This is a genomic window from Stenotrophomonas sp. LM091 (assembly GCF_001806305.1).
GTDB classification, from domain to species: domain Bacteria; phylum Pseudomonadota; class Gammaproteobacteria; order Xanthomonadales; family Xanthomonadaceae; genus Stenotrophomonas; species Stenotrophomonas bentonitica_A.
Window position 1 is genome coordinate 671811 of record NZ_CP017483.1, and the last position, 24779, is coordinate 696589.

Here is a 24779-nt window from a genome sequence, read left to right on the forward strand (position 1 = left end):
ATGTTAGCGGCTCACCGGCGGTCCCGGCCATCGCCGGATGTCTGACACACATTCGCGCTGAACATGTCCCTGTGGCGCTCCAGCCTGGCTGAAAGCTGCCTCCGGCCCAGTTACACCCAAACCAAAACAAATGAAGCGCTCCCGCGGCCTGCCGTGGTGTCGTAGCGCTGGAAACCCAAACCGCCCTCCCCGCGCATGCGCGATGGGCGGTGAAGCGTGACCAGAAGCGAAACCCCATGGCGTTCCGCGCGGTAGCAGCGCGCGAGGAACGCAAGAATGAAGCGAATGCTGATCAATGCCACGCAGGCTGAAGAGCTGCGGGTAGCCATCGTGGATGGCCAGACGCTGTACGACATCGACATCGAACAGCCGTCCAAGGAACAGAAGAAGTCGAACATCTACAAAGGCCGCATCACGCGCCTTGAGCCTTCACTGGAAGCGGCCTTCGTCGAGTACGGCGGTGAGCGCCATGGCTTCCTGCCGCTGAAGGAAATCTCCCGCGATTACTTCCAGGCTGGCGTCGACCACAACAAGGCCGGCATCCGCGAGCTGCTGCGTGAAGGCCAGGAAGTCGTGGTCCAGGTGGACAAGGAAGAGCGCGGCAACAAGGGCGCTGCCCTGACCACGTTCATCTCGCTGGCTGGCCGCTACATGGTCCTGATGCCGAACTCGCCGAGCGCCGGTGGCGTCTCGCGTCGCATCGAGGGCGAAGACCGTGCCGCGCTGAAAGACGCGCTGGACAAGCTGAACATCCCCGACGACATGGGCGTGATCATCCGCACCGCCGGCGTCGGCCGCGATGCCGAAGAACTGCAGTGGGATCTGGATTACCTGCTGCAGGTCTGGAAGTCGATCGCCGAAGCGGCACTGACCAAGCCGGCATCGTTCCTGATCTACCAGGAATCGCGCCTGATCGTGCGCGCCCTGCGTGACTACCTGCGCGCTGATGTCGGCGAGATCCTGGTGGACACCGAGGAGCTGTACGAGACCGCCCAGGAGTTCATGCAGCAGGTGATGCCGCAGACCCTGCGCAAGCTCAAGCATTACAAGGACGACATCCCGCTGTTCAACCGCTTCCAGATCGAATCGCAGATCGAAGGCGCGTATGAGCGCAATGTCCGCCTGCCGTCCGGCGGCTCGATCGTGGTCGACCAGACCGAAGCGCTGACCGCCATCGACGTGAACTCCTCGCGCGCCACCAAGGGCAGCGACATCGAGGACACCGCCTTCCAGACCAACCTGGAAGCGGCTGAAGAAGTGGCCCGCCAGCTGCGCCTGCGCGACCTGGGCGGCCTGGTGGTCATCGATTTCATCGACATGGCCTCCAACAAGCACCAGCGCGAAGTCGAGAACCGCCTGCAGAACGCGCTCAAGTACGACCGTGCGCGCGTGCAGCTGGGCCGCATTTCGCGCTTCGGCCTGATGGAAATGAGCCGCCAGCGCCTGCGCCCGAGCCTGGGCGAATCCAGCCAGATCGTCTGCCCGCGTTGCGATGGCCATGGCCGCATGCGCAGCGTCGAGTCGCTGTCGCTGTCCATCATCCGCGTGGCTGAAGAGCATGCGATGAAGGAGAACACCGGGCAGGTGCTGGTCCAGGCCCCGGTCGAGATCGCCAACTACCTGCTCAACGAAAAGCGCAGCGCGCTGCGTGAGATCGAGCAGCGCCATGACGCGCCGATCGTGATCGTGGCCGATGAGCAGCTGCACACCCCGCATTACGAAGTGACCCGCCTGCGCGAGAACGAGCTGGGCGAAGAGAGCGGCAAGCCGAGCTACCAGCGCGGCACCCCGCGCAAGCTGCCGGTGCATGCACTGACCAAGGCCCAGCTGAACATCCCGGTCGCCCCGGTGGTGACCCAGGTCAAGCACAGCCAGCCGGCCCCGGTGCGTGAAGCCCCGGAACCGGTGGCCGCACCGGCCCCGGTCGCCGCCCCCGTGGCCGCCCCGGCCGCCACCGGCGTGGTGGGTTGGCTCAAGCGCATCTTCGGTGGCGAACCGGCCCCGGCCGCCGCACCGCAGCCGAGCAGCCGCCCGGGCCAGGACGGCAACCGCAACGGTCGCAACAAGGACCGCAACGGCAAGGACCGCAACGGCCGCCGCGATGAGCGTGGTGAGCGCGGCGGTAACGGCAATGCGCAGGCGCAGGGCCGTGGCAAAGACCGTGGTGAGCGTGGCGAGCGCGGCCCGAAGGGCGAGCGTCGTGACGAGCGCCGCCAGGACACCGCCGCACCGGCCAATGGCAACGCAGCACAGGTGCAGGCGCCCAGCCAGGGCAAGCCGCGCAACGAGCAGCAGCCGGCCAAGCCGCGCAATGAAGCGCGCAATGACCAGCAGCAGCCGAAGCTGAAGCAGAAGCAGGGCCAGAACGGCCAGGCCAAGCCCCAGCAGAATGACGGCGACAAGCCGGCCGTGAGCGAAAAGCCCGCGCGCCAGCCGCAGGCCGATGCACCCAAGCCGACCACCGCTGCCCCGGTCGCCGCCGATGCCGCGGTGATCGCCGCCGCTGCCGTGGTCGCCACCGATGCTGCTGCATCGGCTGCCCACGCGCAGGACGCGACCAAGGCCGTTGTGGCCGAGGACGCGCAGGCTGCAGTGAGCGAGGCCACCGAACAGGGTGACGCCCCGGCCAACGCCGAAGACGGTACCGGCGAAGGCGCTTCGCGTCGTCGTCGCGGTCGTCGCGGTGGCCGTCGTCGTCGTCGTGGCAACGGTGAGCAGGCCGCCGGCAGCGATGGCCTCAATGGTGACGAGAACGGTCTGGATGACGAGGGCGACGATCAGGATGGCGATCAGGACGGCGACACCGCCGCCCCGGCCGAGCGCCAGGTCGCCAACCATGGTCAGCCGCAGCCGGAGTTCGAGTTCGACGACGAATCCGGCAACGCGCCGGCCGCTGCCCCTGCCCAGGTCCAGGCCCCGCGCCCGGCGCCGGCAGCCGCTGTCGCCGCTGCCGCTCCGGCGGCGGTGGTCAGCAGCCCGGTCGTGACGGCGGGCCACACCGAGCCGACCCCGGCGCCGGTGGCAGCACCGGTCGCCGAAAAGGCACCGACCCCGGTCGTTGAAAAGGCCACTGCCCCGGCAGCCGAACCGGTCGCCGAGAAGGCCCCGGCCTCCTACAACGACCCGGTGCCGTTCGTGGAAAGCCCGAAGCCGACCCCGGCCGCTGCGCAGCCGGCTGCACCGGTGGAAGCACCGCGTGTGGTTGAACCGGTGGCTGCTCCGGTGGCTCCGGCTCCGGTGGCTGCTCCGGCGGCTCCGGTTCCGGCGGCTCCGGCTCCGGTGGCTGCTCCGGCGGCTCCGGTTCCGGCAGCTCCGGCCCCGGTCGCTGCTCCGGTGGCTCCGGCCCCGGTGGTTGCTCCGGCGGCTCCGGCTCCGGTGGCTGCTCCGGCAGCTCCGGCTCCGGTCGCTGCTCCGTCGGCCCCGGTCGTCGAGACCGCCCCGGAAGAAGTGAAGGAGCCGACCGCCGCACCGGTGCAGACCAGCATGCTGGATGCCGTCGATGCGACCCAGGCCCCGGCACAGCCGGCAGCGCCGCCGGCACGCACCGAATCGGCCCCGGCCGGCCCGGTCGTGCATAACGGCCAGCTGTTCGGTGCGACCGCCAGCGAAACCCCGGCCACCACCAATGCCGCCGAACAGGCCGCCCAGGCCGAGGCCCGCGAGGACATCCCCACCGATGCCCCGCAGGCCGACGAAGGCGACAAGGCCGACCAGGAAAAGAAAGACACGCTCTGATCCTGGGTGAGTGACGCAACAAACAGACAGCGGCCTTCGGGCCGCTGTCTGCGTTTGGGCGGTTGGATGGCGGAGCCAGCGGCGCGGGTCAGGCAGTCATGATGGCGGCGTTGAGCGTATCCACGCACGGCGTGGATCTACACAGGCCGCGGGATGCAGCAAGGGTAGATCCACGCCATGCGTGGATCCCGGATCGGTCGCATCAAGGGCAGATCCACGTCATCCGTGGAGGCAACCGGTAGCGCACTACACCATCACCGGCGACGCGGCGCGCGCCTCAGGGCGTCGTCGCGCCAGCGTTGCCGGTACCCGGCGCGAACTGCAGCCGGGTCCACACGCCGTAGTGATCCGAGGCCCAGCGGCCATCGGCGTACGGCTGATCGAACAGGAGCTTCGCTTCGCGGGCAAGCAGGCGATCCTGCTGGAAGAAGATATGGTCGATGCGCGATGGTGCATCGTAGTAATGGCGGTTGAGCGTGCTGACCTGGGCCAGCTCGTTGTTGACGTGCACGCTGCCGTAGCTGTCGCCGTAGTGATTGCGCAGCTCGCTCAGATCGCCTGCATCCACCAGCGCATTGAAGTCCCCGGCCACGACCACCGGCGCATCACCTGCGGTCTGCGCGATGAACGTCAGCAGATCGGCCACCTGCTCGCCGCGGATGCGGCTGCCCACCTCGTCCGAGCGCTCGTTCAAGTGCGTGGCATAGACGTTGACCGGCCGACCGTCCACATCGATGCGCAGATGCGCCACGGTGCGGTAGTCGTTGATCGGTGCCAGCAGGTGGTCGTTGCGCGTCAGCACCGGGCGCCGGGTCAGCAGTGCATTGCCATAGCGCTTGAAACGCCCCGGCGGATCGGTGGAAACGAACTGGTACTCATAGCCCAGCTTGCGCGCCAGCCACGCGGCCTGGTTGCGCACATGGGGCTTCTGGATCACCTCCTGCAACGCGATCGCATCGGGCTGCAGGGCCTGCAGCTCCCGCAGGATCACCTGGCGGCGGGCCGGCCAGTTTTCCCGGTCGTGGTGCAGGTTGAAGGTGACCATGGTCATCTCCTGCCCGGCCCCTGCCCCTGCGGCCTGCGCCATCGCGACCACCGGCGCGAACGCCAGCACGGCGGCCAGCAGGCCGCGCCTCATCCTCATCATCTGCCGCATTACGGTGCCTTGCGTTCCGCCCGGCGTACCGATGCCGGAATCTCGATCTCGACCTTGGCCGGCACCTGCATCACCCGCAGCTCGCCGCCCACCCATTGCGCTGGCTCACCGTTGATGGTGGTGGCGCCCGGCTCGCCGCTGTACGGCCATGGCAACACCACGCCACCGGCGGGCGGAATCAGGCCGGCCGACACGGTCAGGGTGAGCTGCTTGTCATTGCGGACCAGTGCGTAGTTGAGCTGACCGTTCGGCGTGCGCAGGCCCTGCACGCCGACGCCCTTGCCTTCCAGCCAACGCGACGGCACCCCGGCGGCCAGCACCAGGCTGTCGTCGATGTCGCGGCTGTAGGCGAACATGTCCAGCGCGGAGCGCACGAAGTCCGAGGCCACCCAGGCGTGGGGCAGGTCGCCCAGGAAGAACGGCTTGCGCGGCGTGCGCGAGACCACTTCGGCCCACTGGTTCCAGGGCTGCGGCGCGCGGTCCTTGAAGAAGAACTCGGTCGCCTGCCAGGCGCGGTCGCGCCAGCCCAGGCGCACGAACGCAGCCACGTTGCGCCACTCGTACGGGGTGTAGTCCTTCCACTCGCGCTTGCCATCACGACGCGCTTCGAACTCGCTCCAGTAGCGCTCGAAGGTGTTGTTCAAGTACGGCTGCGGCAGGCGCCCCTGCTCACCGGCCGGGGCCAGTGCGATGGTGGTCGAGGTCGCGTCGAAATCGCCCAGCTCGGCCGAACCGGGCAGGTAGTCGATGCTGTGCTGCGCGGTCGCTGCCAGCAACGAGGCCTGCAGGTCGTCACGGAACTGATCGCGCGACTCGCTGATCTGCATTGCCTCGGCCTTGCCCAGGGTGCTGGCGATGATCGCGGCGTCCTTGTAGCCACGCAGCGCCCAGAAGTTGTCCCAGTAGGAATGCATCGGCTTGGCCGAATAGCCTTCGTGGCTGATCGAGACCGGCATCATTCCGTAGAAGGCCGGGGTGCGGGCGCGGTTTTCCTCGGTGCGCTCGCTCAGGCGCAGCTGCTCCATGTACTGGTAGGCGCCCTGCACGTGCGGCCACATCACTTCCAGGAAGGTGGTGTCGCCGGTGTAGCGCCAGTATTCGGCGATGTTGAAGATCAACTCGCCGTGGCTGTCGTTCTCCGGCACCGGATCGCTGCCGCGCGAGTCCACGCAGCACGGCACCTTGCCGTTGTCGAACTGGTACGGCGCGTACCAGTTCACGTACTGGCGCACCGCATCACTACGGCCCATGCGCAGCAGGCCCTCGGAAATCATCGCGCCGTCGCGGATCCAGCTGCGCGAGTACGAGCGCGTGCCCGGCTGGATGCTCGGCCCGATCCGCGAGATCAGCATGTGCGCCAGCGCGGTGCGCAGGGTATCGGCCAGCGGCTTGCCGGCGGCCGGCACCTGCAGCGTCACCTGGTCCAGCTTGGTCCGCCACATCGAGGCGACCTGCTGTTGCGCCTTGGCGGCATCAAAGACCTTGGGCATCGTCCAGTTGCCGGTCTGCGGCAGCACGATGGCGACCTCCCGGCTCTGGCCGGGCTCCAGCTTCCAGCGATACAGCAGCGCGCCCGAGGCCAGGCCGGTGCCGTCCTTCACTTCGGTGGTGCCCGGCAGCTTGCCGCTGGCCAGGTGGACCACGTCCAGCTTGCTGTCGAAGGCGGTGGCGAAGGCCGCATCCGGCGCCTGCGCCGGATACAGGCGCGGCTTGCCGTTGACGTCCACATGGGTCGGGTCGACCGACAGGTTGTCGATCCGGCTCACACCGCCAACGGTGTTGAGGAACTGGGTCGGCGGGTTGACCTGCCACGGGCGCACCGCCAGGGCCAGGGTGTACTCGTGGGCGACCTTGTCCGGGTTGCGCAGGGTGTAACGCCCGACCAGCTGCGCATTGTCCGGGGTGCCCTGCACGAAGCCGGTGACCTGCAGGCCGGCCTTGTCGTGGGTCCAGCCGACATTGGCGATCGGCAGGTAATCATCCTGCAGCGACTGGCTCGTCTTGACGTCGGCCCAGCTCAGCAGCTTGTTGTCCACCAGCACGAACGGCTCCACGCTGAAGCTGGACTTGGCCACTTCCAGCGCACCGTCTTCGCCGATCAGGGCCTGTTCGCGACCGCCATCCAAGCCCAGCAGCGTCCAGTACGGCTGTTCACCGGTGAAGCCACGCGGCACCGAACCGCGCGGCAGGTCGGCGCCCACCGAGCGGACGAAATCATTCGGGGTATCGGCGAACTCGAGCGGCTTGAGCGTGATGTCACGGATGCCGTAGCGCCAGCTCGGGCCGCCCTTGAGGTCGAAGCGCAGATAGCGCGCCTCGGTATCCGGCAGCGCCAGCCAGTCGCGGCCACCGCCGCCGGCGGTCACCTCGCGGCGCGTGTCCCAGCTGCGCCCGTCGGCCGAGGAGCGCACTTCATACCGCGTGGCCTCCAGCCCGGGCAGCCACTCGATCACCGCCCCGCCGAACTCACGCACCTTGTGCAGGTCCAGGGTGATGGTCTGCTCGGCCACGCCGCCGCTGATCCAGACCGTGTCCGGCTTGCCATCGACGATGCGGTTCTGCAGCGCGGTGGCGGTATCGGCGATCACCGATGGGCTCAGCGAAGAGGTATCGGCCGCCGGCAGTCCCTGCAGCGTGAGCCGGTCGAAACAGACCGTGCCCTTGCCGCCGACCTTGCTGTAGATGGTGAACTCGATCGCGGCGCTGCGCTTGAGCGTCGGGTCCGTTTCCGGCCCCCAGGCCTTGTCGATCTGGCGCTTGCGGTACTGCACCGGTGCCCAGGCCTTGGGGAAGGCATAGCCGGGGCGGTTGACCCACCAGACGTTGTCGCCGCTGGCGTCGATCAGCTTGAACTGCAGATCGTTGGCCGGGGAATCACCGCGCAGCTGGAAGCCGAACTGGTAATTCTCCGGGTACTGGATGCCCAGCTCGCGGCGGATGCCGACGTAGCCGGACACGTTGTGGAAGTCGTAGTCCAGGCAGAGCGCGCGCCCGCCGCCGTTGCCGGCGACGCTGCGCAGCGAGCCGCTGACCTGGTCGGAGACGACCAGCTTCCAGGGCGTCATGTCGTCGAAGCTGTCCAGCACCTTGGGTGCGGGCAGCACCGGCGTCGCCGGCGGTGCGGCCGAGGCCGCCAGTGACCAGACCAGACCCAGACCCACCGCGACGACGGCATGCTTCACCCTTTGACACTCCCCAGCAACAGACCTTGGATGTAATAACGCTGCAATGCCAGGAACAGCAGCAGCACCGGAACCACCGTGACCACCGCGCCGGCCATCATCATCTCAACGTCCATGATGTGCTCGCGCGAGAGCGTGGCCAGGGCCACCGGGAGAGTGTAGTGCTCTTGGTCGGTCAACACGATCAAGGGCCACATGAAATCGTTCCACGCGGCCATGAAGGTGAAGATCGACAGCGTCACCAGCACCGGCTTGAGCATCGGCAGCACGATCTGGAAGAAGATCCGCAGCTCCCCTGCCCCGTCGATCCGGGCCGCTTCGAGCAGCTCGTCCGGGATCGAACGGGCGTACTGGCGGACTAGGAAGATGCCGAACACGGTCGCCAGCGCCGGCACGATCACGCCACCGAAGTTGTTGACCAGGCCCAGCTGCTTCATCAGCAGGAACAGCGGCAGCATCGCCACCTGCGCCGGGATCACCAGCGCGGCCAGCAGCAGCTGGAAGATGCGCTCGCGGCCGGCGAAGCGCAGCTTGGCGAAGGCATAGCCGGCCATGGTGTTGAGCAGCAGCGAGCCGAAGGTGATCGCCAGCGACACCATCAGGCTGTTGACGAAGTTGTTGGCCATGCCGGTACGCGCGAACAACTCATGGTAGTTCGCGGTCGTCAGCGACGAGGGCAGCAGCGGCGGCGGGAAATGCGCCGCCTCGCCGGTCGGCATGAACGACACCGACAGCATCCACAACAGCGGCGCCAGGCTCAGCGCGGCCAGCACCAGCAGGCCACCATTGACCCACCAGGCGTGCCAGCGCGATTGACCGATTTCACGACTCATACCAACTGCCTCTTGCGGCCGAAACGCAGCATGATGCTGGTCACGCCCAGGATGATCAGGAACAGCAGGAACGCCACCGCGGAGGCGCGGCCCAGGTTCCACCACTTGAAGCCTTCTTCAAACATGAAGTACAGCACGCTGACGGTGCTCTGCAGTGGGTCGCCACGGGTCATCACGTAGGGCTCGGCGAACAGCTGGAAATAGCCGGACACGGTGATCACGCCGACCACCAGCAGCACCGGGCCGAGCATCGGCAGGGTGATGTGCAGGAACTGCTTCCAGCGCGAGGCGCCGTCGATCCGGGCCGCCTCGTACAGGTCATGCGGGATCGCCTGCAGGCCGGCCAGGAAGATCACCATGTTGTAGCCGAAGTTCTTCCACACCGCGAACAGCATGATGGTCGGCATCGCCCAGTTCGGGTCGCCCAGCCAGTCGATCGGGCTGATGCCCAGGTGGCCCAGGCCGTAGTTCACCAGGCCGTAGCTGGTGTGGAACAGGTAGCGCCAGATCACCGCCACCGCCACCAGGGTGGTCACCACCGGGGCGAACAGTGCGGTGCGGAACAGCGCCTTGAAGCGCGCGGCCGGGGCGTTGAGCAGGATCGCCGCGCCCAGCGACACCGCGATCGACATCGGCACACCGACGATCACGAAGTAGGTGGTGTTCCACAGCGACTTCCAGAACATCGGGGTCTGCAGCAGGTCGATGTAGTTGCCCAGGCCGACGAAGCGCAGGTTCTCGCCGTCGGCCAGCGCGTACAGATCGAAATCGGTGATGCTCAGGGCCAGTGCCGAGAACACCGGCAGGCCGAAGAACACCGCGATGACCAGGATGGCCGGGCCGGCGAACATCCAGCCGGCAAGCGAACGCTGCTTCATGGCGCCGCCTCCGTGGCGACCGCGCTGGAGTGCTGCTTGTCGCTCACCCCGGAGGCGTCGCGCCGGTGCTGCTCATGCATCCAACGGCGTTTGGCGAGGACCTTGTCCACGCGTTTGTCCAGTTCTTTCACTGCCACGTCCTGATCCATGCCACCACGCACCACCTGTTCGGTGATGATCCGCATTTCCTGCACGATGCGCTCCCACTCCAGCACCTTCGGCGTGGGCTTGACCCGCTCGAGCTGGTCGCGGAAGGGCTGCGCCAACGGGTCGTTGGCCAGCGAGGGGTAATCCCAGGTGCTGCGCCGGGGCGGCAGGTCACCGATGATGGAATGGAAGCGTTCCTGGATCGCCGGGCGCGACAGGAACTCGATCAGCTTCCACGACGCTTCCTTCTGCTGCGAGGAGCGGAAGATCACCAGGCTGGTTCCACCGGCGATGCCGGCGCCGGGGCCGTCCGGGCCCGGCAGCGCAGCGGTGCCCCACTGCCCTTCCAGCGCCTTGGGCTGCAGCTTCTTGAACTCGCGGATGTTCCAGGGGCCGGACACGTAGAACACGTTGAAGCCACGGAAGAATTCATCCCAGACGTTGGAGATCTGCGTCTCGGACATGCGCGGGGCCCAGCCCTGCGCGAACATGTTTTCGTAGAAGCCCAGCGTCCTGCGGAAGCCGGGGCTGCTGAAGTTGCCGCGGGTATCGTCATCGCGCAGCAGCGGGTCCGGCTGCTGCAGGGCGAAGGACAGCTGCTGCTCGAACTCGTTGATCGGCATCAACACGGCATAGCGGTTCGCGCCCTGCATCTTCTTGATCGCCGCCATCATCGCGTTCCACTCCTCCCAGGTGCGCGGCGGATGGTCATAGCCGGCCTTGGCGAGCATGTCCTTGCGGTAATACAGCAGGCGGGTATCGACGTACCACGGCACGCCGACCAGCTCGTCATGGATGACGTTGGTATCCCAGATGCCCTGGAAGTAATCGGCCGGGTCCACCACCTTGGACTGCGCCACGTAGGGCTGCAGCGGGGTCAGGGTATTGAGCTCGGCGAATTCGGGAATCCAGGTATTGCCCAGCTGGCACACATCCGGCAGGCCGTCGGCCGCGAACGCGGTCAACAGCTTTTCATGCGCGGCCGTCCACGGGATGTTCTGCACGTCCACATGGATACCCGGGTTTTCCGCCTCGAACTCACGGATCAGGCCGGTGACGACTTCGGCCTCGCGGCCCATCGCCCAGAAACGCACGGTCACGCCTTCCGGTTCTTTCCGGCAGGCACTCAACAACAGGCTGCCGACCAGCAGCAGCAACAGACTCAACCCCAGCTTCGGGCGCGACGACGATGGCACTGCTTACTTCCCCTGCTGCTGGTTGCGGTTCGAATTGGAATTGTTCTTCTGTTCCTGGGCGGCTGCCGCACGCGATTCGGCGATGCCGACCGAGCGGGCCGAGGCCGCCTTTTCATCTTTCTGCAGTTCCATCGGCTGGTCCTCGCCTTCCGGCGTCAGCCAGCCACCGCTGAAGCCGGCGCGCTCCAGACCCTTGCGGATATGCGCGTTCTTCTTCATCACGTTCCAGACGAAATCGTTCCGGTAGTTGGCGATCATGGTCAGGATCGGCCCCTGGTCGATGCCGATGTAATCGCTGGCCACCCAGCCGCGATCCGGGACCAGGCGACCGGTCTTGATCGGGATGTCGTAGTTGAAGCTCGGGTTGAACGAATCCAGGAACCCGTAGCTGGAGTAGATGTAATCGCCGTAGCGCTTGTGCATCTCCACCGCGGCCGGGATCACTTCTTCCGGGGCGAACACGATCGAGGAGATCGCGGCGGTCGGTGCGATGGTGCCGTCATCGAAATTCTCGCGCAGGCCCGCGCCGCGCGAGGAGTAATGGCGGAACTGGCGCTGCTCGCCGCGGTATTCCTGGGTGGTGTTCTGCGGGCCGTCGCTGGCGGTCAGGCCCCACACGTTCTGGCCGTAATCCTTCCAGTTCATCGGGTTGGCGATCGCGTATTCGCGCTGCGCCAGGGCGGCCGAGCGGCTGTTGAGGAAGTAGGTGCTGCCCCGCTCGCGCATGTAGGCATCCTGGATGTCGCGGAAGTCCACCCACACGTGCGTGTACTGGTGGCCGAACAGCGGGCCGAAGGACAGGTATTCCTGGCCCTGGTAGACGCCCCAGTCGTTGTCGTAGGTGCGCGTCCAGACCGTCCAGGCGTCCGGGCTGACCGGGTGGGTCGGCGAGCCGAGCGCGAGGATGTAGACCATCATCGCCTCGTTGTAGCCCATCCAGTCGTGATCGATGAAGCCGCTCTCCGGGAACCAGCCCATCGAGATCAGCGGTGCGCGCTGCTGCAGCCAGGGCCAGTCCACGCGCTTGTAGAGCGTGTCGGCGATCTCGCGGATCTCTTTCTCGCGCGCGTCGTCACCGTCGTAATAGGACTGTGCGAACAGCACGCCCATCATCAGCAGCGCGGTATCCACGCTGGAGAGCTCCACCCAGCTGTCGTAGCGGCGGCCTTCCTGCATGTCCAGGAAGTGGTAGTAGAAGCCCTTGTAACCGGCCTTGCCGGTGCGCTGCGGGCCCATCGGCAGGTCGCGGAAATACTTCAGCGTCAGCAGGGTGCGGTCGATCGCCTGGGTGCGGCTGACCCAGCCGTTCTCGATGCCGATCGGATAGGCGGTCAGCGCATAGCCCACCGAGGCGATGCTCGCGAACGGGCGCGACGGGTAACGGTCAGGGCTGAGCCCGTTGACCTCGTTGGTGGTATCCCAGAAGAACTGGAAGGTGCGGCGCTCGATATCGTCGAACAGCGGCGGCAGTTCCGGCTTCATCGGCCGCGGCGGCACATCCGCCTCGACCAGGATCACGGGCGGCTTGGGCTTGGCCGGCTCCTGCTGGGCCTGCGGCTGACAGGCAACGGCGGCGACGCTGATCGCCGCAGCGGTCAACAGGTGGCGTGCCTGCATGGGCCAACTCCTTCTACGGTGTTCGTGACTGGGAAGCATAACGTCCAATGACCTGAAATCGTTTACAGAACGCCGCTTAAAAAAACCACGCGTGCGTGGTCCGAACAAGCGGGTCATTGCCCAGGCCGCTGCCACCCTCCGTGGCAGCGGCCTGGACAATGGACTGGCCCGAAGGCCAGCCATTGCCATGAAACCGGCCCCGTCCAAAGACGGGGCCGTTGTTGCATCAGAAGCGGAAGCCGACTTCTGCCTTGACCTGACGCGGCGTACCGATGATGTCGCCGGTCTCGTTGTAGCTGGCCTGCAGCTTGCCGTTGGTCTTGACGTAGTTGTAGGTCGAGAAGTTGTCGAAGTTGAACACGTTGATGATGTCGATACGAGCGTACAGCTCGGTCTCGCCCGGCATCTTGAACGTCTTCGTCGCCTGCAGATCGACCGAACGGTAGCCGAAGATCTTGCCACCCAGCAGGAACTTGCCATTGGCATTGGGCACGGCTGCCTGCGGGGTCGGCAGGTTGTAGCCACTGGCCTGCGGCACCGGGTACCAGTCGTTGACGGCGGTCGGGGTAGCCAGGGTGACCTTGCCACCGAAGGTGATGCCCCAGAAGCCCGCGTACGAACCGGTGACCACCAGGCGGTGGCGCGGCGCGCCGTTGGAACGGATGGTCGGATAATCTTCGATCAGGCCGCGGTCGAAGGCGTACTTCTCGTTGATGTCACGGTTGTGGCGCGCGGTGGTCCAGGTGTAGGCCACCGAGGTGCCCCAGCCGCTTTCCTGGGTGAACGGCTTCTGCGCCGACAGCAGGACCTGCGTCGCGCGGGTCTTGATGCCCTGCTGGCCGATGATCAGGCTGCCGAAGCCCGGCACGTTGCAGCTCCAGGCCTGGCTCAGGCCCGGGTCGGTGCCGCCGCACAGGCGCGGGTCATCGAAGAACTGGCCGGTCGGGTAACGGTTGCCCAAGGTGAAGGCGAAGCCGTCGTAGCTCAGGGTGCGGGAAATGGTGGCATCGGTCAGCCACTCACCGACCTGGTTGCTCATGCCGAAGCTGAACTGGTCCGAGTACGGCACCTTGAGGTTGTTGTTCAGCAGATCGACTTCCAGGCCGGCGTTGCTGGTCGAACCGACCAGGGCCTGCAGGTTGCCGATGCCGTTGAGCAGGTTCGGGTTCCAGTCATAGCAGGCGGCCTGGCCGTCGATGCAGGTGCCGGTGGCCGGGTTGCGGAAGTAGATGGTCGGCTGCGGCAGGGCCAGCTTGGTGGTTTCCAGCTGCAGGTTGTCGAACAGATCGCGGTCATACGAACGACCGGCACCACCGTGGAACACGTGCTGCTCGTCGGCATTGACGTCATACGAGAAGCCCAGGCGCGGCTGCCAGGCATCCTTGAACGCCTTGCGGTTGTGGCCGTTGCTGATGTAGTCGCCGATGTTCAGGCCGCCCAGCGCCAGCGAATCGGCGTAGGTCTGGCCCGCGGCGGCGCGCGGATCCTGCGAGTAGATCGCGTCGACCACCTGCTGCGGGGTCACGAAGTCCAGGTAGGACGGGGTCTTCTCGTAGTCCCAACGCAGGCCGAGGTTCAGCTGCAGATGGTCGTTGACCTGCCAGTCGTCCTGGATGAACAGGCCGATCTGCTTGGACTTCGAACGCACTTCGCCCGACACGCCCGACACGCCGGTCACCGGCTTGACGAACTGCGCCTTGTACGGAATGGAAGACGGGAAGTCCGGATCACCCAGGCTGTAGGTGAAGGTCGGATTGATCTGCGCGGCATCGGATGCGTACAGATCGATCTGCTTGTACTTGGCGCCCATCTTGATGGTGTGGTCACCCTGCCACTCGATGCCGTCCAGGGTCAGGTTGTCTTCGATCGACCAGCCCTTCTGGCCCTTCACCTGCGAATCCAGCGCCGATGCGCCACCGATCTTCACCACGGTGCGGTCTTCGGTGCCGTCCGGTGCGGTGTAGGTGATGCCGTTGGCCAGGGTCAGCGGGGTCGGGTTGTTGAACGAATCTTCGTGGGTGACCATCAATTCGTTGTAGTAACGCTCGCCGCTGTGGTTCCAGCGCAGGGCGTAACGACGGTCGGTGTTGACCACTTCGCGGCCGGCTTCCGGCGAGGTCTGGCCGCTGAACTGCGACTGGGTTTCATCGCGGTCCTGGAAGGTCAGCTCGATGCGATCGTTGTCGGTCGGCTCGAAGTCGATCTTGCCAAAGATCAGATCCTGCTGGAACGGCTGGCTGGCCGGGCCGAGGCCGGCGGCGCCTTCCGGGGGCAGCAGGGCGGCAGCGCGGCCGACCGCGCCGTCCGGCGCGATGGTGACCGGCAGGTCGAAGCGCTTTGCTTCGTAGGTCACGAAGAAGTGCGCCTTGTCCTGGATGATCGGGCCACCCAATGCAAAACCGTATTCCTTCTCGGCCGATGCCTCTTTGCTCTGGCCAGCCTGGCGCTCGGCCGGGGTCTTGGCGCGCATGTCTTCGTTGGTGTAACGGTAGAAGGTTTCACCCTTGAACTCGTTGGTACCGGACTTGGTGGCCGCGGTCACGGCCGCGCTCGACACCTGGCCGTATTCGGCCTTGTAGTTGCCGCTGATGACCTTGTATTCACCGATCGCCAGCTGCGGGAACGGGTTGCCGGCACTGCCGGACTGGCCGGCCACGCCGCCGCCCTTGACGTAGCTCTTCTGGCCCACGCCGTCGATGTAGACGTTGGTGCCGTCGGAGTTGGTGGCACCGCCGCGCAGCGAGGTGTTGCCCTTGGCATCACGGGTGAAGATCAGGCCCGGGACCGCGTCGGCGAATTCCAGGAAGTTGCGCGACACCTGCGGGGTGGTCTGGATCTGCTGCAGGCTGACGGTCTTGCCCACTTCGGAGGTACGCACTTCCTGCAGCAGGGTCGGTGCAATGACGTTGACCGTGTCCAGGTTGGTTGCGTTGGCGGTGCCGCCGTTGGCCGGTGCGCCGCTGAAGTTCAGGGTCGCGGTGGAGGCCACGGTGACCGTCACCTTCTGCGTCTGGCCATTGGCCACGACGTTGTAGGTGCCAGGGTCCAGGCCCATCAGCGAGTAGCTGCCATCGGCACGGGTGGTGGCGCGGCGCACGGTGCCGCTGGCCACGTTGGTGGCGGTGACTTCGGTGCCGGCGGCAGCCTCGGCGACCTGGCCGCGCAGCGACGAGGTGGCCGACTGCGCCATCACGCTCGGGGCGGCGCCCAGCATCAGGCAGGTGACCAGCGCGCTGGACAACAGACTGCGTGCGGGCGCGCGGTTGCGGTGATTGGAATACGTCATGTAACTCTCCGGGTGGTGGTGGCCGTCTTTGCGGCCCCTGTCGTTTTATGTGGTGCGTTTTTTTAGGGCGTCACGACCAACGGTCGTGACCTACTGCTCGGTTCTGGCTCTGCTCGAATCACGCACGATCAGGGTCGGTACAAGCGTCTGCTTGTCGCCGGCCCCTTCTGTGTTGTTGCCATCCATCAACTGCAGCAGGCGCGTCGCGGCCTTATCGCCGAGGTCGGCGATACTCACCTGCATCGTTGTCAACGATGGGTGAACGAAACGTGCCAGCGGAATGTCATCGAACCCCGCCAATGCGACATCGAACGGGACACGGACGCCTGCCTGCGCGAACGCATACAGACACCCCAGCGCCATCATGTCGTTGGCGGCGAACACCGCGTCGGGCAGCGTGCCGGCTGCCAGCAACTCCTGTCCGGCGCGATGGCCGGAAGCTTCGTCAAAGTCACCGGGCAACTCGATCCCTTCGGCAGCATCGCCGAAGGCCGCCAGCGCATCGCGGAAACCGCGCAGGCGCTCACGGGCGTCGTAGTTGAGGTCCGGACCGGAAATGAAGGCGATGCGCCGATGCCCGACGTCCAGCAGGTGGCGGGTCATGGCCATCGCGCCGGCATGGTCATCGATGCTCAGCACCGGATGATCCTGCTCGGGCAGATACGTGTTGATCAGCACCGTGGGCAACGACTGCGGCAGGTTGTCGGTCAGGAAGCCCGGGCTCTCGGCATACGGCGAGAGCACCAGCAACCCGTCGACACGGCCGCGCATGGCCCGCAGGGCCGCGCCCTGCTGCTCCTGGTCACCGTGGTAACTGGACACGAGCAGATGCTGGCGACGCTCGCGGGCCACCCCATCGATGCCGCGCATCAGTTCGGAGAAGAATTCGCCATAGAGATCGGGCAACACCACGCCAATGGTATTGGTCCGTCGGCTGCTCAGGCTCCGGGCCGCTGCATGCGGGGTGTAGCGCAGTCGCGCCGCCACCTCCAGCACCAGCTTGCGCACGGGCTCGGCAACATTTTCATGGCCATTGAGTGCGCGCGAGACCGTGGCAACAGAGACACGGGCTTCACGGGCGACATCTTTGATAGTGATCGCTGCCTTGTTCACTTCGCCGCCCTCCACGGCTTAGAGATCTGGGCTTGGCGCGGAATGTAAGCGTTTTCAAACCCGGATGTAAACACTACGTTAGCCTCATGTCGTACGGCGGTAACCAAAAGCTGTCCATGGCGACCCTGTCCGGGACCGACCAGGACAAGGCGGGACAAGGGTTTCAGCGGTTTTTGACCGGTGTCTCGGCGCGAATGGACAACGCGTGGATATCGGTCTCCATCATCGTCCCCAGGGCCGCATAGACGGCCCGATGGCGCGCCAGTGGGAGCTTTCCTTCGAAGGCTGCGCTGACCACGTGCACCTTGAAGTGCCCCCGGCCATCACGCGCGCCCTCGTGGCCGGCATGGCGATGACTGTCGTCCTTGACCTCCAGCAGCTCCGGATCCAGCGCCTGCTGCAGCGCCTCGCGGATGCGGTCGACCCGGTTCAAGGCAGGACCTTGCGGAACGGACGCACCTGGACGCGCACGTAGACGCCCGACTCCACATAGGGATCGGCGGCGGCCCAGTCCTGGGCGTGGGTCAGCGAATCGAACGCGGCGATCACCACGCTGCCGCTGAAGCCGGCCGGACCGGGATCTTCGCTGTCGATGGCCGGGCACGGGCCGGCCAGCAGCAGCCGGCCTTCATCCTGCAGGGCCTGCAGCCGGGCCAGATGGGCCGGGCGCGACGCCAGACGGGCGGCCAGCACATCGGTGCCGTCATAGCCTTCAATCACATACCACACGGGCAACTCCGAGGTCTTGTTGAATCGATCCCGCGCATTCTAGCGGGGCTGGCTGGACACTGGCGCCCCAACCCCGTAGTCTTAGCTCCATTGCACGTGGCTGGACGCAGCGCCCCGTCGGCCCCCGGCTCCACCGCCAGCCGACGACCGATCCACTGCCCCACACCAGCACACGTAGACGACCTCCCCGTAGTTCTGTCGCTGCCCATCGCGGCGCGCCTTGCTGTTTGAAGTGTGGAACCGCGCCGACCCAGGCGTGTCATGGCTTGCCATCCTGCCGCCCGGGACCGTTCCGGACGCTGGCATGGTGCGGCGACCGGTCCGTTGCAATACTGACGTCTATTTGATGACTGCCGAACTCGCGCCCGACGCGAACCCGCCAACCCGAGTGCCCGCCCCACAGCAGCAGGAAATGCCGCTGGCCGTGGTGCATGGACAGCCGGTCCTGCAGATCCCGCAGGACCTGTACATCCCACCGGACGCGCTGGAAGTCATCCTGGATGCCTTCGAAGGTCCACTGGACCTGCTGCTGTACCTGATCCGCCGGCAGAACCTGGACATCCTGGACATCCCGGTGGCCGAGATCACCCGCCAGTACGTCGAGTACATCAACGTCATGCAGGAGCTGCGCTTCGAACTGGCGGCCGAATACCTGGTGATGGCGGCGATCCTGGCCGAAGTGAAGTCGCGGATGCTGCTGCCGCGGCCGCCCAGCATCGAGGGCGAGGAAGCCGATCCACGCGCCGAGCTGGTGCGCCGGCTGCAGGAGTACGAACGTTTCAAGCAGGCCGCCGAAGATATCGACAGCCTGCCCCGCCAGGACCGCGACACCACCGTGGCCCACGCCTTCGTCCCCGACCGCGCGGCCGTCAAGCTGCCGCCGCCGGTGGATCTGAAGGAAATGCTGATGGCGCTGCACGACGTGCTCAAGCGCGCCGAGCTGTTCACCGGCCACGCGATCAAACGCGAGGCACTGAGCGTGCGCCAGCGGATGGGCGACGTGCTGGGTCGTCTGGAAGACGGCAGGTTCTACCGGTTTGAAACGCTGTTCACCGCCGAAGAAGGCAAGCTGGGGGTGCTGGTCACCTTCCTGGCCCTGCTCGAACTGGCCAAGGAACAGCTGCTGGACATCGTCCAGGAAGCTCCGCTGGCGCCGATCTACGTCAAGTCCCTGGCCGCCGGCAACACCAACGAACCGCTGCAGTTCAACAGTGAGTTCGACGACAACGACGCCGCCAACGAATCCGACTGAGCACCCGACCCACGTATGGATCAACCGCTGATCAACCGTATTGTCGAAGGCGCCCTGCTGGCCGCCAGCGAGCCGTTGACGCTGGCGCAGCTGCAGGGTCTGTTCCCGGAAGAGGAACCGGCACCGCCGGGCAGCATCGAACGCGCGCTGGAACTGCTGCGCGAGGGCTGCCAGGACCGCGGCGTGGAACTGGTCGAGGTGGCCTCCGGCTTCCGCTTCCAGGTCACCAGCGAGGTGCACGGTTACATCACCCGGCTGTGGACCGAACGCAAGACCCGCTACACCCGCGCCACCCTGGAAACGCTGGCCCTGATCGCCTACCGCCAGCCGATCACCCGCGGCGAGATCGAACAGGTCCGCGGCGTGGCGGTCAGCAGCAACATCATCCAGGCCCTGGAAGAGCGCGAATGGATCCGCGTGATCGGCCACCGCGACGTGCCCGGCAAGCCGGCGCTGTTCGGCACCACCAAGGGCTTCCTGGATTATTTCGGCCTCAAGCGCCTGGACGAACTGCCGCCGCTGTCCGAGCTGCGCGACCTGGGTGAGCTGGAACCGCAACTGCCGCTGGACAGCGAAGGCCAGCCGGCCGGCCGCCAGCCCGCTGGCGCGGCGACACCGGATGCGGCGCTGGACAGCGACGCGGCCAACGACGACGACGCCCCGGCGCCGACGGACCCGGCGGACCCGGCGGAGCCGCTGGATCCTGCAGCGCCGGTGGATCCTGCAGACCCGGTGGACCCGGCCGCCGCCCGCCTGGCCGCCCGCGTGGCGCTGGCCTCGGCCCGGCTGGCGGAGCAGCCGGCAGATCCGGACAATAGCGAAGCTTCCGCCGATGCGGACGCTTCGGACACCCCATCCCATGCGCCGTTGTCGCCTGCCGACGACGACGCGGATACGACCGCCAGCGATGGCGAACCCGATACCGCGCCGGGAGAGCGCGCGGCGCCCCAGAACGAAACCGAAAACAACGCCGTCGCGAAGACGACCGTGGCTGTTGACGAAGCCGATCCCGAACCAGAGGCCGACGCATCCGTTGCCGGCCGGAGCCAAGTAAATGAGTGACACCCCCGCAAGCCGTCGTTGAACAAGCTTTCGCTCAAGCGCGAAACCGCCTCCGAACAGCCCAAGCTCGAAGAGCGCCTGCACAAAGTGCTGGCGCAGGCGGGCCTGGGTTCGCGCCGCGCGCTGGAACAGCGCATCGCCGATGGCCTGGTCAAGGTCAATGGCGAGGTCGCGCAGACCGGCCAGTCGATCAAGAGCGGCGACAAAGTCGAACTGGACGGCCGTGGCTTCGTGGCCACCGCGCTGACCGAAACATCGCGCGTGCTGGCCTACAACAAGCCGGAAGGCGAAGTGACCACGCGCGAAGATCCCGAAGGTCGCCCGACCGTGTTCGAAGCGCTGCCTGCCCTGAAGGGCGCGCGCTGGATCGCGATCGGCCGCCTGGACATCAACACCACCGGCCTGCTGCTGGCGACCACCGACGGTGAGCTGGCCAACGCGATGATGCACCCCTCCTACGAGGTCGAGCGCGAATACGTGGTGCGCGTGCGTGCCCCGGAAGGCGAAGAGAAGGTGCCGGACAGCATCGTCGACCGCCTCGCCCGTGGCGTCGCGCTGGAAGACGGCCCGGCCAAGTTCGACGAGATCGAACGCATCGGCGGCACCGACTCGCACGACTGGTTCCGCGTGGTCGTCAAGGAAGGCCGCAACCGCGAAGTGCGCCGCCTGTGGGAATCGCAGGGCTGCCAGGTCAGCCGCCTGAAGCGCACCCGCTACGGCAAGGTGAGCCTGCCGCGCGAACTGCTGCGTGGCCAGTCGGTCGAACTGCCGGCCAAGCAGGTCGAAGCACTGCGCGCCGAACTGAAGCTGGAAGAAGGCGCGCCGTCGGCGCTGACCCTGCAGCCGGTGATCGGCCAGCGCCGCGCCGCCAAGACCACCGTGCGCGTCTCGCGCGAGGGTGGCCGTGGCAACGCCTACGTCAACGGCCACAACTCGGCCGATGAAGGCCGCGAACTGCGTCGTTTCGACAACGTGCGCGAAGAGCGCGGCCGTGGTCGCGGCGGCAAGGGCGGCGGCTTCAAGGGTGGCCTGACGGTCAGCGGCGAAGCAGCAGCCAAGCAGTCGCAGCGCCCGTTCAAGGCGCGCCCGGACAAGGGCAACCGTGCGCTGCCGGAAGGCAACCCGGCCGCGTTCCGCAGCTGGTATGTGCCCGACGGTGTCAGCACCGGCCCGAGCGGCCACCGCAATGCCGGCCCGGGCGCTGCCCGTGGCCCGGGTGCACGTGGTCCGGGTGCCGGCGCAGGCGCCGGCGGCCAGGGCCGTCCGTACGGCAAGCCGAAGGGTCCGGGTGGCGCAGGCGGCCCGGGTCGCGGCAGCTACGGTGGCGGCGCTGAAGGCCGCGGCGGTTATGCCGGCGGTGGCGAAAGCCGTGGCGGTTATGGCGGCCAGGGCCGTCCGGCCGGTCCGGGCGGCGGTGGCAACCGCGGCGCCCAGGGTGGCCAGGGTCCGTCCCGCCATCCGTATGGCCATCCGGGCAATGCGCCGAGCTTCCCGTCCGACCACGCCAATCCGGGCGCCAGCCCGTACGGCAGCGCGCGCCCGGCGGGCAACCGCGGTCCGGGTGGTCCGGGCGGCAACCGTGGTCCGGGCGGCGCCAATGCGCGCGGTCCGGGCGGCAATCGCGGCCCCGGTGGTCCCGGCGGCAACCGGGGCCCGGGTGGCCCGGGTGGTCGCGGTCCGGGCGGCCCGGGCGGTCGTCCCGGCGGCAACCGTGGCCCGGGCGGCGGCGGTCACCGTGGTGGCGGCCCGCGCGGCGGCTGATCAGTGACACAAAAAAACCCCGGCTTCGGCCGGGGTTTTTTGTTGGGTCCGCGCGGGCGGCGATCAACCCGGTCGTGGAGAGCCACCCCATGGGTGGCTGCGCGTCATGCCCAAGATGGTGGTGCAGCCACGCGTGGCGTGGCTCTACCCCTCAACGTCGCTCGATGGTGAAGCGGCCTACACCCACGCCCAGGTCCCAGCCCTTGCCGGTGCCCGCCAGAGCGAGTGAGATATCGCCCTTGGTCATGACCTGGGCATTGCTGGATTTGTCGGCACCTGCGTGCGCTTCAACGGCGGCATAGGAGCCGATCAGGTCGTTGACCGAGTAGGCGCCGGAGAACTTGCCCTTGCCATCGACGATCTTGGACTTGCCCACGGTGAGGCCGCCGCCCTTGGCGGTGATCTTGACCGGAATGCGCGCGCCGTTGTCGCACTGGATGGTGCCCGTGCCGGAAGCGGTCTTGTACAGCACCGACCACCCGGCCAGGTTGTAGTGCAGCTCGCAATCAATGTTGCCGGCGGCCTGCGCAGCCGGGACGGCCGAGATACCGGCCAATGCGATCAATGCCAGGGAGAACTTCTTCATGCGGGTCCGCTCGTACTGAAGGGGTAACGCGCCGAATCTAGCAGCGTGCGCGTGTGGCGCGGATGATGCACACCGCCCGCATCCGGCGTCTGTTCAGCCCGAGCGGCCCCGGTAGTGCCGGCCGCTGGCCGGCTCCAGGCAATCCTGCAATGCCCATGAGAACCGGTCGCTGGCCGGCGATGCGCACCGCCTGCAACGTGCAGAGCCGGCCAGCGGCCGGCACTACCGTTTCAGCTGCGTTCCTGAAGGCTGAAGCTGTCCGCATCAAGCATCGCCGGGAAGCGCGCGCGGTGCGCGGCCAGGGCCGCTGCCGAGATGGCGGTGGTGACCACCTGCTCGCGTTCGCGCACTTCCACCTGTGGCTGGCCCAGGAAATCGATCACGGCACTGTCGCCGGCGTAATGCAGCTCGTTGCCGTCCACGCCGATCCGGTTGACCGCCGCCACGTAGCAGAGATTCTCGATCGCGCGCGCGCGCAGCAGCGTCTTCCAGGCGTAGGCGCGTGCCGAGGGCCAATTGGCCACGAAGATCTGCAGATCGAAATCCAGCTGGTCGGCGCGCTCCACGTTGTAACGGTTGCGGCAGAACACCGGGAAACGCAGGTCATAGCAGACCTGCGGATTGATCCGCCAGCCCTTCCACTCCACGCTCAGGCGCTGCCTGCCGGCGGCATAGCGCTCATGCTCGCCGCCGTAACGGAACAGATGGCGCTTGTCGTAGTACTGCAGCTCGCCATCCGGCGTGGCCCACAGCAGACGGTTGTAGACGCCCTCGCCTACCCGCAGCTGCACGCTGCCGGTCACCGCCGCGCCCAGCCGCACGGCCTGCTCGCGGATCCACGCCACGGTCGGGCCGTCCATGCCTTCGGCCTTGTCGATGGCGTCGTTGGAGAAGCCACTGGTGAAGGTTTCCGGCAGGATCACCAGGTCGGTCTGCCCGGCCAGCGGTGCCAGCAGCGCACCGTAGTAGGCACGGTTGCCGGCCGGATCGTGCCAGCGGGTGTCGCCTTGGACCAGGGAAATACGCAGATCCTGCAGTTCGGCCACGGTGCCCATCACAGTGCCCGCAGGCGTTCGATCGCCGCGTCCATCGTGGCGTCGTTCTTGGCAAAGCACAGGCGAACCAGGCGCTGGCCGGCGGGCGCGGTTTCATAGAACGGCGACAGCGGGATCGCCGCCACGCCCTTCTCGATCGTCAGCCACTTCACGAATTCGTGGTCGGGCAGATCGCTGATCGCCGAATAATCCACCAGCTGGAAATAACCGCCCGGCACCGGCAGCGCCTTGAGCCGGGTACCGGCCAGCTGCTCGCGGAAGCGGTCGCGCTTGGCCTGGTAGAACGCGCCCAGTTCCAGATGATGCTGCGGCTCGTCGCGGATCATCGCGGCGAAGCCGTACTGGGCCGGCCCGAAACTGGTGAAGGTGTTGTACTGGTGCACCTTGCGGAATTCGGCGGTCATCGCCGGCGGCGCGATCGCATAGCCGATCTTCCAGCCGGTGCAGTGGTAGGTCTTGCCGAAGCTGGAAATCACGAACGCGCGCTCGCGCAGTTCCGGATGACGCAGCGAGGATTCGTGGCGGCGACCGTCGTAGATGATGTGCTCGTACACCTCATCGGAGATCAGGTAGATGTCGGTGCCGCGCAGCACATCGGCCAGGGCCTGCATGTCATCGGCCGTCAGCATCGCGCCGGACGGGTTGTGCGGGGTGTTGACCATCAGCAGACGGGTGCGCGGGCTGATCGCCGCACGCACGCGGTCCCAGTCCACCGCGAAGGTCTGCGGGTCCAGCGGTACGTGCACGGCGCGCGCACCGGCCAGGTCGATCGCCGGTTCGTAGCAGTCGTAGGCCGGGTCGAGCACGATCACTTCCTCGCCCGGGCGGACCACGGCGTGGATGGCATTGAAGATCGCCTCGGTGGCGCCGCTGGTGACGGTGATCTCGGTGTCCGGATCAACCTGCGCGCCGTACAGATCCAGCGACTTCTGCGCGATGGCCTGGCGCAGCGGCGCCACGCCGGTCATCGGCGGGTACTGGTTGAGCCCGCCCTGCATCGCGGCGATGGTTTCATCGATCAGCCGCTGCGGTGCGGAGAAATCCGGAAAGCCCTGACCAAGGTTGACCGCGCCGTGTTCGGCGGCGAGCTGGGACATCACGGTGAAGATGGTGGTGCCCACCTTGGGCAGCTTGGTTTGCGGTTGCATCGGCAGCAGGGAAAGAACCGGGGGAACTCCCAGTGTACGCAAA

The 24779-nt window shown here is 66.8% G+C and carries 17 protein-coding genes; 4 read left to right on the forward strand and 13 right to left on the reverse strand.

Annotation, left to right across the window (positions count from 1 at the left end; genetic code table 11):
* The first annotated feature begins 276 nt into the window (after nucleotides 1–276).
* Nucleotides 277–3735 (forward strand): Rne/Rng family ribonuclease, encoded by a 3459-nt coding sequence (locus tag BIZ42_RS03010; RefSeq protein ID WP_070425511.1) that lies wholly within the window; start codon nucleotides 277–279, stop codon nucleotides 3733–3735.
* Between the two features lie 277 nt (nucleotides 3736–4012).
* On the opposite strand, the gene BIZ42_RS03015 is transcribed toward BIZ42_RS03010, so the two are convergent.
* The 10 genes from BIZ42_RS03015 to BIZ42_RS03060 form a co-directional block, all read right to left on the reverse strand.
* Nucleotides 4013–4822 (reverse strand): endonuclease/exonuclease/phosphatase family protein, encoded by an 810-nt coding sequence (locus BIZ42_RS03015; RefSeq protein WP_237393581.1) that lies wholly within the window; start codon nucleotides 4820–4822, stop codon nucleotides 4013–4015.
* A gap of 68 nt (nucleotides 4823–4890) precedes the next feature.
* A complete protein-coding gene (locus BIZ42_RS03020; RefSeq protein WP_070425513.1) occupies nucleotides 4891–8073 on the reverse strand; it encodes a discoidin domain-containing protein in 3183 nt (1060 codons plus the stop codon).
* Nucleotides 8070–8906 carry a carbohydrate ABC transporter permease gene (locus BIZ42_RS03025; protein WP_019182882.1) on the reverse strand — a complete coding sequence of 279 codons (837 nt, stop codon included), beginning with the start codon at nucleotides 8904–8906 and terminating at the stop codon, nucleotides 8070–8072. Before BIZ42_RS03025 ends, BIZ42_RS03020 begins: the two co-directional genes overlap by 4 nt.
* Entirely contained in the window at nucleotides 8903–9784 is an 882-nt protein-coding gene (locus BIZ42_RS03030; protein ID WP_019182881.1) for a sugar ABC transporter permease, read from the reverse strand. The genes BIZ42_RS03025 and BIZ42_RS03030 overlap by 4 nt, the downstream gene beginning before the upstream one ends.
* On the reverse strand, nucleotides 9781–11097 hold the full coding sequence (locus BIZ42_RS03035; protein ID WP_046274201.1) for a sugar ABC transporter substrate-binding protein: 1317 nt from the start codon (nucleotides 11095–11097) through the stop codon (nucleotides 9781–9783). The genes BIZ42_RS03030 and BIZ42_RS03035 overlap by 4 nt, the downstream gene beginning before the upstream one ends.
* Before the next feature lie 33 nt (nucleotides 11098–11130).
* Nucleotides 11131–12744, reverse strand: a complete 1614-nt coding sequence (locus tag BIZ42_RS03040; RefSeq protein ID WP_019182879.1) for a glucoamylase family protein — start codon at nucleotides 12742–12744, stop codon at nucleotides 11131–11133.
* A 226-nt stretch (nucleotides 12745–12970) separates the two neighbouring features.
* Nucleotides 12971–16030 (reverse strand): TonB-dependent receptor, encoded by a 3060-nt coding sequence (locus BIZ42_RS03045; RefSeq protein WP_019182878.1) that lies wholly within the window; start codon nucleotides 16028–16030, stop codon nucleotides 12971–12973.
* 90 nt (nucleotides 16031–16120) lie between these two features.
* Entirely contained in the window at nucleotides 16121–17158 is a 1038-nt protein-coding gene (locus tag BIZ42_RS03050) for a LacI family DNA-binding transcriptional regulator (RefSeq protein ID WP_019182877.1), read from the reverse strand.
* A gap of 148 nt (nucleotides 17159–17306) precedes the next feature.
* Nucleotides 17307–17576 (reverse strand): BolA family protein, encoded by a 270-nt coding sequence (locus tag BIZ42_RS03055; RefSeq protein WP_019182876.1) that lies wholly within the window; start codon nucleotides 17574–17576, stop codon nucleotides 17307–17309.
* Entirely contained in the window at nucleotides 17573–17872 is a 300-nt protein-coding gene (locus tag BIZ42_RS03060; protein WP_070425514.1) for a YciI family protein, read from the reverse strand. The genes BIZ42_RS03055 and BIZ42_RS03060 overlap by 4 nt, the downstream gene beginning before the upstream one ends.
* A gap of 220 nt (nucleotides 17873–18092) precedes the next feature.
* Between BIZ42_RS03060 and BIZ42_RS03065 the strand changes: the two genes are divergently transcribed.
* The 3 genes from BIZ42_RS03065 (at nucleotide 18093) to BIZ42_RS03075 (ending at nucleotide 21947) form a co-directional block, all read left to right on the forward strand.
* The gene (locus tag BIZ42_RS03065; protein WP_026069732.1) at nucleotides 18093–19124 is read left to right on the forward strand and encodes a ScpA family protein; all 1032 of its coding nucleotides are present in this window, start codon (nucleotides 18093–18095) and stop codon (nucleotides 19122–19124) included.
* Nucleotides 19125–19139: 15 nt separating this feature from the next.
* Nucleotides 19140–20186, forward strand: a complete 1047-nt coding sequence (gene scpB / locus BIZ42_RS03070) for an SMC-Scp complex subunit ScpB (RefSeq protein WP_070425515.1) — start codon at nucleotides 19140–19142, stop codon at nucleotides 20184–20186.
* Between the two features lie 78 nt (nucleotides 20187–20264).
* A complete protein-coding gene (locus BIZ42_RS03075) occupies nucleotides 20265–21947 on the forward strand; it encodes a pseudouridine synthase (protein WP_237393582.1) in 1683 nt (560 codons plus the stop codon).
* 151 nt (nucleotides 21948–22098) lie between these two features.
* On the opposite strand, the gene BIZ42_RS03080 is transcribed toward BIZ42_RS03075, so the two are convergent.
* From BIZ42_RS03080 to BIZ42_RS03090, 3 genes are all read right to left on the reverse strand, one after another.
* Entirely contained in the window at nucleotides 22099–22533 is a 435-nt protein-coding gene (locus BIZ42_RS03080; protein ID WP_019182871.1) for a hypothetical protein, read from the reverse strand.
* A 230-nt stretch (nucleotides 22534–22763) separates the two neighbouring features.
* Nucleotides 22764–23570, reverse strand: a complete 807-nt coding sequence (locus BIZ42_RS03085; RefSeq protein ID WP_070427427.1) for an amidohydrolase — start codon at nucleotides 23568–23570, stop codon at nucleotides 22764–22766.
* A gap of 17 nt (nucleotides 23571–23587) precedes the next feature.
* Nucleotides 23588–24736 carry a pyridoxal phosphate-dependent aminotransferase gene (locus BIZ42_RS03090; protein WP_070425517.1) on the reverse strand — a complete coding sequence of 383 codons (1149 nt, stop codon included), beginning with the start codon at nucleotides 24734–24736 and terminating at the stop codon, nucleotides 23588–23590.
* Nucleotides 24737–24779 lie beyond the last annotated feature (43 nt).

Bases quoted from the DNA above. Each gene is read 5' to 3' on its own strand.
- BIZ42_RS03090 (WP_070425517.1), bottom strand. From the start codon at position 24,736: ATGCAACCGCAAACCAAGCTGCCCAAGGTGGGCACCACCATCTTCACC.
- BIZ42_RS03010 (WP_070425511.1), top strand. From the start codon at position 277: ATGAAGCGAATGCTGATCAATGCCACGCAGGCTGAAGAGCTGCGGGTA.
- BIZ42_RS03030 (WP_019182881.1), bottom strand. From the start codon at position 9,784: ATGAAGCAGCGTTCGCTTGCCGGCTGGATGTTCGCCGGCCCGGCCATC.
- BIZ42_RS03025 (WP_019182882.1), bottom strand. From the start codon at position 8,906: ATGAGTCGTGAAATCGGTCAATCGCGCTGGCACGCCTGGTGGGTCAAT.
- BIZ42_RS03045 (WP_019182878.1), bottom strand. From the start codon at position 16,030: ATGACGTATTCCAATCACCGCAACCGCGCGCCCGCACGCAGTCTGTTG.
- BIZ42_RS03015 (WP_237393581.1), bottom strand. From the start codon at position 4,822: ATGGCGCAGGCCGCAGGGGCAGGGGCCGGGCAGGAGATGACCATGGTC.
- scpB (WP_070425515.1), top strand. From the start codon at position 19,140: ATGGATCAACCGCTGATCAACCGTATTGTCGAAGGCGCCCTGCTGGCC.
- BIZ42_RS03080 (WP_019182871.1), bottom strand. From the start codon at position 22,533: ATGAAGAAGTTCTCCCTGGCATTGATCGCATTGGCCGGTATCTCGGCC.
- BIZ42_RS03040 (WP_019182879.1), bottom strand. From the start codon at position 12,744: ATGCAGGCACGCCACCTGTTGACCGCTGCGGCGATCAGCGTCGCCGCC.